The organism is Microbispora sp. CL1-1, assembly GCF_012034195.1.
Lineage (GTDB): Bacteria > Actinomycetota > Actinomycetes > Streptosporangiales > Streptosporangiaceae > Microbispora.
In genome coordinates this window covers 42,938-54,545 of record NZ_JAATEK010000009.1, presented here as the reverse complement: position 1 = coordinate 54,545, position 11,608 = coordinate 42,938, and the positions used below count along the sequence as shown (strand labels likewise).

The window sequence follows — 11,608 nt, the reverse complement described above, 5'->3', positions numbered from 1 at the left end:
ATGCCCAGGAGCCTGTGGCCGTGGGCGGCCGTGCTGGTGGTGCTGGCCGTCATGGCGGCGGTGCCGTCGCTGTTCACCGGGATCGACCCGGACGCGGCCGACCTGGACGCCCCGCTGCGCCCGCCGAGCGCCGAGCACTGGCTCGGCACCGACCAGAACGGCCGCGACCTGTACGCCCGGATCGTGTACGGCGCCCGGCCGTCCCTGCTCATCGGGACCGGCGCGGTCCTGCTGGCGCTCGCCGCGGGCATCGTGATCGGGGTCGCCGCCGCCCAGCTCGGCCGCGTCGCCGACCAGGTGCTCAGCCGGTCGCTCGACGTGGTCCTGTCGGTCCCCGGCCTGCTGCTGGTGTTCCTCACCGTGGCCGTGCTGGGGCCCGGGAGCGGCACCGCCGCCGTCGGGCTCGCCGTGGTCTCCATGCCGGGCTTCGCCCGGGTGGTGCGCAGCGAGGTGATCCGCCTGCGGTCGGCCCAGTACGTCGAGGCCGCCCACGGGTTCGGCTGGTCGCGGGCCCAGGTGGTGGCCCGGCACGTGCTGCCCAACGCCGCGGGCCCGGTCCTGGCGCTCGCCACCGTGAGCCTCGGCGCGATGATCGTCGCGAGCTCCTCGCTGAGCTTCGTCGGCCTCGGCCCGCGGCCGCCGACGGCCGAGTGGGGGGCCATGCTCTCCGACAGCCGCGAGTTCCTCGCGCTCGCCTGGTGGCCCGCCGTGTTCCCCGGGGTGGCCATCACGGTGGCGGTGCTGGCCGTCACGTTCGTCGGGCAGCACCTCAACCGCCGCGTCGAGGGGAGGCTCTCGTGACGCCGGCCGCCGGCCCCCTCGTCGCCGTACGTGACCTCACGGTGCGCTTCCCCACCCGCCACGAGGTGGTGGAGGCGGTGCGGGGCGTGTCGTTCGCCATCGACCGCGGGCAGGTCGTCGCGATCGTCGGGGAGTCGGGCTCGGGCAAGAGCGTCACGGCCCGCAGCCTCGTCGGCCTCGCGGGGGACGGCGCGCGGGTCGGCGCGGCCGAGTTGACGTTCGACGGCGTCGATCTCCGCGAGGTGCGGGGACGGGCCTGGCGCGCGTTGCGCGGGCGCCGGGTGGGATTCGTCCTGCAGGACGCGCTGGGCTCGCTCGATCCGCTGCGCCGCGTGGGCGCCGAGGTCGCCGAACCGCTGCGCGCCCACCGGGTCGTGCCGGGACGGCAGGTGGACGCCGAGGTCGTGCGGCTGCTCGGGGAGGCGGGAATCCCCGCTCCCGAAAGCCGCGCGCGGCAGTACCCCCACCAGTTGTCCGGAGGCCTGCGCCAGCGCGCGCTCATCGCCTCGGCGCTCGCCGCGCGGCCCGACCTGCTCATCGCCGACGAGCCGACGACGGCCCTGGACGCGACCGTGCAGCGTCAGGTGCTCGCGCTGCTGCGCGAGCGCGTGATCGACGGCACCGCGGTGCTGCTCATCAGCCACGACCTCGGCGTGGTCGCCGAAATCGCCGACCACGTGTACGTGATGAAGGACGGACGGTTCGTCGAGGACGGCCCGGCGGCGGTGGTGCTGGAGTCGCCGTCGCACCCGTACACGAAGACGCTCGTGGGCGCGGTCGCCGGGCACGCGCGCAGGGCGCGCCCGGCGAGCCCCGCCGAGCCCGGGGGCACGGGGACGACCCGCGAGGTGCTCAGGGCCGAGGGCCTGGTCAAGCGCTACACCCTGCCGGGGCGGGGCGAGTTCACCGCCGTGGAGGACGTGTCGGTCACCGTAGGAGCAGGGGAGACCCTCGGCGTCGTCGGCGAGTCCGGCTCGGGCAAGACCACCCTCGGCCGGCTGCTCATGGGCCTGCTGCGACCGGACGCCGGGCGCGTGCTGCTCGACGGGCGGCCCTGGGACGGCCTGCGCGGCACGGAACGGCGCGCGGCCCGGCGCCGGGTGCAGATGATCTATCAGCATCCGCTGTCGTCCTTCGACCCCCGCTACACGGCCCGGCAGATTCTGGAGGAGCCGCTGCGGGCGGACCGCACGCCGCGCGAGGAGCGCGACCGGCGGGTGGCGCTGCTGCTGGAGCACGTCGGCCTCGCCCCAGACGTGCTCGACCGGCGCGCCCGGGAGCTGTCCGGGGGACAGCGGCAGCGCCTCGCCATCGCCCGCGCGCTCGCCCCCGGACCGCAGGTCATCGTCTGCGACGAGCCGGTCTCCGCGCTCGACGCGTCCATCCAGGCCCAGGTCCTCGACGTGCTCACCGACGTCCAGGAGCGGCTCGGCGTCGCGTACGTGTTCATCTCCCACGACCTCGGCGTCATCCGGCGGCTCAGCCACCGGGTGGTGGTCATGAAAGACGGCAGGGTGGTGGAGAGCGGCGACATGGAAAAGGTGTTCGACCACCCCGAGCATCCGTACACGAAAACGCTCATCGACGCGGTTCCCCGTTTCTCGTCGCGTTCCGGTGGAGTTCCAAGGGGGGCGGATGTGACCAGCGCATAAGCCGATCCGGAGCCCGCCGAACACGCGTTGTCCCGCGACCGCCCGGCCGCTCGACATCACCGCGTCGCTCGGAAACGAAACGACGTCCGGCCCTCTCGCCGAAGGGAAAGGGAAATGACGGAAGCTCCGCCGTACCCGCAGAAGCGCACCTGCCCCTACGAGCCGCCCGCCGGTTATCGCGAGATCGCCGAGCGGGGACCGGTGCTCAAGGTGACCCTCTTCGACGGGCGCGAGGCGTGGATGGTGACGGGCTACCGGGAGTCCCGGGAGATCCTCACCCACCCGAACCTGTCCTCGCAGCGCACCCATCCCGGGTTCCCCATCGTGGCGCCCCGGTTCCGCTCGCAGATCGCCCGCACGCTGGCGCTCATCGCGATGGACCCGCCCGTCCACGACGTGTACCGCCGATATCTCAACCCCCACTTCAGCCTCAAGTCGGTCCGCCGGATGCGGCCGGAGATCGAGCGGATCGTCGCGGGATTCGTCGACCGGATCGTCGAGCACGGGCCGCCCGCCGACCTGGTGCCGCTGCTCGCGGTGCCGCTGCCGTCCCTGGTCATCTGCCGCCATCTCGGCGTGCCGTACGAGGACCACGACTTCTTCCAGGACGCCAGCGGCAAGGTGATGCTCGGCACCGAGGAGGAGTCGGCGACGGCGGCGCAGGACCTGTTCGACTACATCGACCGGCTGGTGGCCGAGCAGATCAAGGACCCGTCCGGCGGGCTGCTCGGCACGCTGGTCCGCGAGCGCGTCGTCACCGGCGACATCGGCCACGACGAGCTGGTGTCGATCGCGCTGGTGCTGCTGATCGCCGCGCACGAGACCACCTCGTCCTCGCTGGCGCTGGGCGTCATCACGCTGCTCGAGCACCCCGAGCAGCTCGCGCTGCTGCGCGAGGACCCCGACCGGCTCCCGGGCGCGGTCGAGGAGCTGCTGCGTTACATCGCCACCACCGACCTCGTCGCCACGCGGGTCGCCAAGGGCGACATCGAGATCGCCGGCCACCTCATCCGGGAGGGGGAGGGGGTGCTCGTCTCCGGGACGCTGGCCAACCGCGACGCGGCCGTGCACCGGCGCGCCGACGAGCTCGACGTCCTGCGCGAGGACAGCCACCACCTCACGTTCGGCTTCGGCATCCACCAGTGCCTCGGCCAGAACCTCGCCCGGATGGAGCTGGAGGTCGCGTTCAAGGAGCTGTTCACCCGGATCCCCGGCATCCGGCTGGCGGCACCGGTCGGCGAGCTGCCCATCCTCGGCGCGGGCACCGTGCAGCGGGTGCTCCGGCTCCCGGTCGCGTGGTGACGGCCGTGTGGGTGTCGGCCGACCAGGAGCGCTGCATCAGCGGCGGCCGCTGCATGGCCGCCACCTCCGAGGTCTTCGACCAGGACGAGGACGGCCTGGTCGTGGTCCTCACCCCGCAGGTCGCGCCGGAGCTGGAGGACCGGGTTCGCAAGGCGGCCTACCTCTGCCCGTCGCGGGCGATCCGGATCGGCGACGGCCCCTTGGAGGGCTGATCCCCATCCGCCGGGCCCCGCCGGGGCCCATGGCTCACGCACAACGGAACAGGCGGACGGAAATGACACAAGCGGCACAGGAATCCTCTCCCCTCCCCTCGTTGACCGGAATGAGATTCGTCGCGGCGTTCCTCGTGTTCGTCTGCCACGCCTGCGTGCTGGGGTACTTCCACCAGGAGGTCGCGGCCTCGCTCCAGACCTACGCCTTCACGTCCGGCTGGCTCGGCGTGGAGTTCTTCTTCGTGCTGAGCGGGTTCGTGCTGACCTGGTCGGTCCGGGAGGGCGAGCCGCGCACCCGCCTGTGGCGGCGGCGGCTCGTCAAGGTCTACCCCAGCCACGTCGTCACCTGGTTCGCCGCCCTCGGGCTCGCCGTCTGGGCGGGCCAGTCCGTCGACCTGCTCACGGCCCTGCCGAGCCTGCTGCTCGTGCACACCTGGCTGCCCCGGGCCGACTTCATCCTCTCGATCAACGTGGTCACCTGGTCGCTCGCCTGCGACGTGCTGTTCTATCTGGCGTTCCCGTTCCTGTACCGGCTGGTCCGGCGGATCCCGGCCGCGCGGCTGTGGCCGGCGGCCGTGGCGGTCGTCGTGGTGATCGCCGTGCTGCCCGCGGTCGCACTCGCCGTCCTGCCCGGGACGCCGAGGCTGGCCGGCCAGGAGATGTCGCTCACCCAGAACTGGTTCCTCGTGTCGTTCCCGCCGACCCGGGCGCTGGACTTCGTCCTCGGGATCCTGATGGCCAGGATCGTGGTCACCGGCCGCTGGATCCGGCTGGGCTGGGCGCCCGCGCTGGCGATCGTCGCCGCCGCCTTCGGCCTGCAGATGTTCCTGTGGCCGACCGTCTACGGGCTCACCGCGCCCGTCGCCCTGCCGATCGCCCTGCTGATCGCCGCGGTCGCCGTCGCCGACCACCGGGGCCGCTTCAGCCCGTTCCGCTCCCGCCCCCTGGTGTGGCTCGGCGGCATCTCGTACGCCTCCTATCTGGTCCACTACCTGGTCCTGACGTACTCCCACGTCGCTCTCGGGGCCGGCCGGACGTGGGACGCGCCGTCCGCCCTGTTCCTCGTCACGGCCCTGTTCGGGGTCACCACGGTGCTGGCCTGGGGGCTGACACGGTTCGTCGAGGAACCGGCGATGCGGGCCTGGGCGGGCGCGCGGCCCGCCGGCGGGCACGGAGCCGCGCCGCTGCCGGGGGCCCGCTCACCCGAACCCACCGCCTGATCCCTGCGCACACCCCTTCGAACCAGACCGGCTTCGAACCAGACCGGCTACAGATCGGCTTCGAGACAGATCGGCTTCGAGACGGAAGGAACCGAGGTACCCACGTGAACGCTCCCACGACCACCGCGAACGACGACCTGTTCGCCTATCCGCAGGATCGGACCTGCCCCTGGCAACCGTCTCCGGGCTACCAGGACCTGGGGCGGCAGGGGCCGCTCCACCGGGTCAGGCTCTGGGACGGCAGGTGGATCTGGATGGTCACCGGCCACAGCCAGGCCCGCCGCCTGCTCGCCGACCCGCGCATGTCGGCCGACCGGTCCCGCGACGACTTCCCCGCCGTCCTGCCCCGGCTGGACGCGCCCATCTTCAAGCCCATCGCGATCATCGGTTTCGATCCGCCCGTCCACGACGTGCACCGCCGGCTGCTCGCCCCGGACTTCAGCCTCAAGCAGGTGCGCGCCATGCGCCCGCACGTGGAGGAGCTCGCCCGGCGGCTGGTGGCGGACATGCTCCGGGCGGGGCCGCCGGTGGACCTCGTCGAGGCGTACGCGCTGCCCATCCCCTCGATGGTGATCTCCGAACTGCTCGGCGTGCCGTACGACGACCACGAGTTCTTCGAGGCGAAGACGGTGGGGCTGCTTCAGGCCAAGTCGGCCGAGGACGCCGAGAGGGCGGGCCGGGAGCTGTGGGACTACCTCGACGGACTCATCACACGCAAGGAGCGCGAGCCCGGCGGCCCCGGCGTGCTGAGCCGCCTCGCGAGCGAGGTCGACGAGGACGGCGACCTCACCCGCGAGGACCTGCTGCGCATCGCGCTCGCGTTGCTCATCGGGGGGCACGACACGACCTCCCAGATGATCGCGCTGGGCGTCGTCACGCTGCTGGAGCACCCCGGCCAGCTCGCCGCGCTCCGCGCGGACCCGGGCGTCCTGACCGCCGCCGTCGACGAACTGCTGCGCATGGTCTCCATCACCGACGTCTCCGGCGTCCGGGTGGCGACCGAGGACATCGAGATCGACGGAGAGGTGATCAGGGCCGGGGATGGTGTCCTCGTGTCGTCGTCGATGACCAATCGCGACCCCGAGGTCTTCCCCCGGCCGTACGAGTTCGACGTCCACCGCACCCGCGGCGGAAACGCGGCGTCGGGGCGCCAGCATCTGACGTTCGGGTTCGGCATCCACCAGTGCCTGGGACAGAACCTCGCCCGCATGGAGCTGGAGGTCGCCTTCTCCGTCCTGTTCGAGGGGATCCCGGACCTGCGGCTCGGGGTCCCGCTGGAGGCGCTGCCCACGCGCAGCGGCGGCACGATGCAGGGCGTCCACACCCTGCCGATCGAGTGGTGAGCCCCGGCAGGGGCGAGAGAGGAGAAGCGATGAAGGTGACCGCCGACCGGAGCCGCTGCATGGCCGCCGGGCACTGCGCGATCAGCGCGCCGGACGTCTTCGACCACGGCGAGGACGGGCTGGTGGTGGTGCTGGACGCGGAGCCGGGGGAGCAGCGGCGCCGGGAGGTGGAGGTGGCGGAGGACCTGTGCCCGTCCCGCGCCATCGCCATCCTCCGCACCGCCGCGGTGACGGCGCCGCAGGAGGCGGGCGCGCCGGACTCCGCCGGCTGACCGGCACGGACGAGGCGCGGCGCCGCGGGACGGTCTCCCGCGGCGCCACCCTGCGGCTTACGGCCCTTTCGGTTACGGCCTTTCCGGTTCGCGGCCTTTCCGGCTTACGGCCTTTCCGGCTCGCCGGGCGTGGTGGGCCTGCGGTGCGCGGCGAGCGCGCGGTGATGCCCGCGGCGTGCGCGCTTCCGCTTCCGGCGTGGCGCGGTGGCGGCGGAACGCGTCAGAGATCGACGAAGCGCATGCTCTGCTCGTTCCAGCGGGTGCCGTGCACCTCGTCCGCCGGCACGGCGGCCTCGACCGCGGCCAGCTCGGCCCGGGTCAGGCTGAGGAACACCGCGTCGACGTTCTCCTCCAGATGGGCTCGCCGTTTCGCGCCGGGGATCGGGACGACGTCCGTGCCCTGGTGGTGCAGCCAGGCGAGCGCGAGCTGGGCCGGGGTGATCCGCAACTCCTCGGCGAGCTTGCCGAGCCGGTCCGCGAGGGGCAGGTTGCGGGCGAGGTTCTCCGCCGAGAACCGGGGCAGGCCGAAGCTCCGGAAGTCGCCGTCGTCCAGCTGGTCGCGGGAGCGGACCGCGCCGGCGAGGAAGCCCCGGCCGAGCGGCGCGTACGGCACCACGGCGATCCCGAGCTCCCGGCACACCGGGAGGACGCGCCGCTCGATGTCCCTCGACCACAGCGACCACTCCGTCTGCAGCGCGGCGATCGGGGCCACGGCGTGGGCGCGCCTGATCGTCTCCGGGGCCGCCTCGCACAGCCCGATCTCGCGCACCTTCCCGGCGGCCACGAGCTCCGCCATCGCACCGACCGTCTCCTCGACGCCTACCTCGGTGTCGACCCGGGTCAGGTAGAACAGGTCGACGTGATCGAGGCCGAGCCGCCGCAGGGAGTCGTCGCACGCCCGCCGCACGTACGCCGCGTCGCCCCGCACACCCGAACCGACGCCGGGGCCGGGGCGCACGACGCCGAACTTGGTCGCCACCACCGCCGACTCCCGGCGGCCGGCGACGGCGCGGCCGACCAGCTCCTCGTTGGCGCCGTGGCCGTACACGTCGGCGGTGTCGAGCAGGGTGGCGCCGATGTCGAGGGCGCGCCGGATGGTCGCGATCGCCTCGGATTCCGAGACCGGGCCGTAGAACTCGGACATGCCGAGACAGCCGAGTCCCTGGGCGCCGACCGTGAGGGAGCCGATCCTGCGGGCGGGCAGCCGGGTCAGAGTCATGGCGTCCCCCCGCTACCGGTAGACCACGATCGCGGACTCGTACGTGTCGTGGGCCTCCTTGACCAGCGGGCGGAACCAGCGGACGCCGACGGCCCCGCGCAGCGGCCCCGCGACGACGACGGCGGGGAAGTGCGCGGCCTCGCCCGCCGTGAGCCGCGCGTCGTCCACCAGGCCGCCGGAGCGGATGACGTTGCCGTCCCGCAGCCGGATCTCCTCGCCGAAGTACGCGATGAAGTGGCCGTCGTGCTCCTGCTTGTAGAGCATGCGGCCGGCGCCGGTCGTCTCGCCGAGCGGTTCGCCGTCCGGGCCGAAGATCTCCAGCCTGACCGTGGCGAAGTCCTTCTCGGTCGGGGTCGTCCCGGTGGGGTCGGCGTTGTTGGAGCGATACTCCACGACCTTCTCGGTGAGGTCGCGCAGGATGAGCGACCGTCCGGGCCGGGCGAGGGCGCCCACCCGGTCCGAGGTGGTCTCCGGCGGTGCGGCCAGGAACGGCACCAGGAAGGAGCTCACCGCGTCGTGCACCGGCGCGATCCGGCCGGACAGCGCGCGCAGATCCATATTCGCCTCCCGAGGCGGAAACAAGGTGGTCCGACATTAGAAGGAGGCGCTCAAGCGGCCCTAAAAGCGGGTCGCGTACTCCTGCCCGGCCGTCTTCCGCTGAATCGCCAGCGCGAGCTCCATGCGCGAGCTGACCCCCGCCTTGCGGTAGATGCGGGTCAGATGGACGTCGACCGTCCGCATGCTTATCGTGAGCCGGTCGGCGATGTCCCGCCGTTTCATCCCCGAGCAGATGAGCAACGCGATCTCGCGTTCCCGGTGGGTCAGGCGGCCGAACACCTCCAGACGCCCGAGCATCTCCTGCCGCGCCCCGGGCTGGGGGGCGGGGGCCGCGGGCGGTCCGCCGGTCTGCCGGCCCAGCCAGTCGAGCAGGGTCACCGCCTCCGACCGTCGCGCGATCTCCGCGGCGAGCCGCACCGTGTGGGCCGCCTGCTCGGCGCGGCCCTGCTCGCCGAGCGCCCGCGCCGCCTGCCCCAGGGCGTAGCTCTGCTCCACCGGCATGCCCACCGAGGCGAACAGGTCGGCCGCCTCGCGGTAGCACCGCACCGCCTCGCCCGGCGACCCCTGCACGCGCAGCAGGTGGCCGCGGGTCATGGCGGCGTACGCCAGGTTGGGGGGCACGGGCACGGCGCGGGCGTGCTCCTGGGCCCGGCGCGCCCAGTCGTCCAGAGGCATGCCCGCGTCCATCCCGGCGGCGCAGAGCGTCTCCCAGATCGTGAGGCGGCTGCCCGACGGAATCACCCGCATGTCGGCGCCCCGGCCCTCGTTGAGCAGGAGCGTGACGCAGTGCGCCGGGTCGCCGTCCAGCCACGCGCACCTGGCGAGCGTCAGCGCCGCGATCGAGGCGCTGCCGTTCACGTGCGCGCCGGTCAGCGCCTGTTGCGCCAGCGCCTGCTGGGCCAGCGACTTGGCCCGCCCGCTGCCCGGGGGCTGCATCCACACCTCGGCGGCGGACTTCAGCGCGACCGCCTGGGCGTGCCGCAGCGGGTTGCCCGCATCCGACTCGACGATGGCCGCGTCCGCCGCGTCCCTGGCCTGCCGGAGCCGGCCGAGGTGTCGCTCGGCCTCGCTGAGCAGCACCAGGAGCGTCGGCAGCAGGAACGGCCGCCGGCGTCGCCGGGCGATCTCCACGCCGCGGCCGACCTGCCGCTGGGCGTCGGCGCTCCGGCCGAGGTAGATGTAGGCGAGCCCGGCCAGCAGCAGGCACTCGATGTGGCGCGCCATCAGGTGTTCGGGAGTGCGGTCCAGCGCCTCGGCGGCGGCGTCGGCCTCTGCCAGGGCTCGATCCACGTTCCCGGCGGCGATCGACGCCAGCGCGGCGAGCCCGAGCAGCCCCGCGGCGACCGGGTCGTCGCCCGCGGCCCGCGCCGCGCGCAGCGCGGACTCCGTCTCGGCCCGCCCGGCCGTACGGCCCAGCATCGACACGCGGAAGCCGCGTGCCAGGACCAGGCGCGGCCAGACGGGGGAGTCGCGCAGGTCGGGCCGCCTGAGGAGGTCGCCGAGCAGGTCGAGCGTCTGCACGTCCTGGCTGAGCACGCCCTCGACCACCGAGACGAACGCGACCTGCTCCGCCAGCGCCGCCGGATCCACGGCGGCGCCCGACTCGTGCACCACGAACAGCAGGTCGCGGCTCTCGGCCATCCGTCCCAGGCGGCCGAAGGCCGTGCTGAGCGCCAGCCGGGCGCGCGCTCCGATCTCGGTCGAGGCGGGCGCCTCGGCGAGCACCGGCGTGAGCCAGGAGACGCATTCGCTGACGTCCGTCTCCATGATCTCCTGGGACGCGTCCACGATCCGCGCCAGTTCGCTCGACCGAGACAGGGAGCTGACCAGATGGAAGCCGATCTGGGTGCCGGCCTGCCCGCGGGCGGACAACCGGTGCAGCGCCCGCTGGTGGGCCAGTGCGGCCCAGCAGGGGTCGATCATCTGGCGCAGCAGCATGCCGAAGACCTCGTCCCTGATGGCGAAGAGCGTCCCGACGGGCTCGACCCGCACCAGGTCCCGGCGGACGAGGCGGCGCAGCGCGGCGGAGGCCACCAGCGGGTCGAGTTCCGCGACCTCGGCGAGCAGGTCCGTGTCGAACCGCGAGCGCAGGATCGCGGCCGCGTGCAGCGCGTAGCGCTCGGCGGGCGCCAGGTCGCGCACCTCGCTCATCACGGCGAACTCGTACGGCGCGAGCGCACCGTCGCCGCCCGAGCGGGCGCCGTGCTCCATCGCCTGCAGCGCCCGGAGGTTGAACGGGTTGCCGCCGCTGCGGTGGCGGAGCTCGTACGGCGCGGGGACGGGCGACATGGCGAGCATCTGCTCGTCGTCGAGCGGTCCCAGCTCGATCCGCACGGTGCGCCCGAAGGCCGTGGTGACGGACACCGCCTCGGCCAGGCGGTCGGGGGTCTGGCGGGGGCGCAGTGAGACGATCACGTCGACCAGCGGCGCGGGGTCGCCCGCGGCGATGCCCACCAGTTCGCCGATCGTCTGGTCGTCGGCGAGGTGGGCGTCCTCGATGACCACGAGCTCGCGGTCGGGCCGGTGGCGCCGGCGCGCGAGGCCGATCACGGGGCGGTCGCCCCCCTCGCGTTCGCCGGCCCGGCGCGCCCGCCACAGCAGCTTTCTCACGGCGTTCATCGCCCGCTCCCGATCGCCGGAGGAGCATCGATAGACGGTCGCGGGAAGGGCGGTCCACTGGCGCTCCCGGACGAGCGCCGACAACAGGTGGGTTTTCCCGGACCCGGGCTCGCCGAGGACGGCGATGAGACGCCCTTCGGAGCCGGGCTCCTGGGTCAGGGACAGCAGCAGGTCGAGCTCGGCCGTGCGCACCACCCTGGTCGACGCGGTGTCGGTCAGTCTGTCTTCGTACACGCTCATCTTTGTGACGACCCCAGGCATTGAGTGACCGAAAAGAGCTTTTCGACCCTGATCGCGCTCCTTTCTCGCATCCGGGCCGAGACTTCCACTGGTAGCGGAGGGCGGAGGTTCGGGCGACGTGTGCTGGACGGGATGCCCGCTTATTCTATATTACCTAGCTGCTTTGTTGG

The 11,608-nt window shown here is 73.2% G+C and carries 10 protein-coding genes; 7 read left to right on the top strand and 3 right to left on the bottom strand.

Annotation, left to right across the window (positions count from 1 at the left end):
• From HCK04_RS13670 to HCK04_RS13640, 7 genes are all read left to right on the top strand, one after another.
• Complete coding sequence (locus HCK04_RS13670) at positions 1 to 801, top strand: ABC transporter permease (protein WP_142647593.1); 801 nt, start codon at positions 1 to 3, stop codon at positions 799 to 801.
• Positions 798 to 2,453: an ABC transporter ATP-binding protein gene (locus tag HCK04_RS13665; protein ID WP_142647591.1), complete on the top strand. Its 1,656-nt coding sequence runs from the start codon at positions 798 to 800 to the stop codon at positions 2,451 to 2,453. The genes HCK04_RS13670 and HCK04_RS13665 overlap by 4 nt, the downstream gene beginning before the upstream one ends.
• A gap of 114 nt (positions 2,454 to 2,567) precedes the next feature.
• Positions 2,568 to 3,755, top strand: coding sequence for a cytochrome P450 (locus HCK04_RS13660; RefSeq protein ID WP_142647589.1), 1,188 nt, complete (start codon positions 2,568 to 2,570; stop codon positions 3,753 to 3,755).
• On the top strand, positions 3,752 to 3,967 hold the full coding sequence (locus tag HCK04_RS13655) for a ferredoxin (protein WP_260617250.1): 216 nt from the start codon (positions 3,752 to 3,754) through the stop codon (positions 3,965 to 3,967). Before HCK04_RS13660 ends, HCK04_RS13655 begins: the two co-directional genes overlap by 4 nt.
• Before the next feature lie 110 nt (positions 3,968 to 4,077).
• Complete coding sequence (locus HCK04_RS13650; RefSeq protein WP_240971402.1) at positions 4,078 to 5,187, top strand: acyltransferase; 1,110 nt, start codon at positions 4,078 to 4,080, stop codon at positions 5,185 to 5,187.
• 104 nt (positions 5,188 to 5,291) lie between these two features.
• Positions 5,292 to 6,530 (top strand): cytochrome P450, encoded by a 1,239-nt coding sequence (locus HCK04_RS13645; RefSeq protein ID WP_260617249.1) that lies wholly within the window; start codon positions 5,292 to 5,294, stop codon positions 6,528 to 6,530.
• Between the two features lie 29 nt (positions 6,531 to 6,559).
• Positions 6,560 to 6,802, top strand: a complete 243-nt coding sequence (locus HCK04_RS13640) for a ferredoxin (RefSeq protein WP_142647585.1) — start codon at positions 6,560 to 6,562, stop codon at positions 6,800 to 6,802.
• Between the two features lie 220 nt (positions 6,803 to 7,022).
• Here HCK04_RS13640 and HCK04_RS13635 read toward each other — a convergent pair whose 3' ends face one another.
• From HCK04_RS13635 to HCK04_RS44170, 3 genes are read right to left on the bottom strand one after another with little or no spacing between them, the layout of a single operon-like run.
• Entirely contained in the window at positions 7,023 to 8,021 is a 999-nt protein-coding gene (locus tag HCK04_RS13635) for an aldo/keto reductase (protein ID WP_142647583.1), read from the bottom strand.
• 12 nt (positions 8,022 to 8,033) lie between these two features.
• Positions 8,034 to 8,579: a hypothetical protein gene (locus HCK04_RS13630; RefSeq protein WP_168065913.1), complete on the bottom strand. Its 546-nt coding sequence runs from the start codon at positions 8,577 to 8,579 to the stop codon at positions 8,034 to 8,036.
• A gap of 60 nt (positions 8,580 to 8,639) precedes the next feature.
• A complete protein-coding gene (locus HCK04_RS44170) occupies positions 8,640 to 11,432 on the bottom strand; it encodes a LuxR family transcriptional regulator (RefSeq protein ID WP_142647581.1) in 2,793 nt (930 codons plus the stop codon).
• Positions 11,433 to 11,608: the final 176 nt, after the last annotated feature.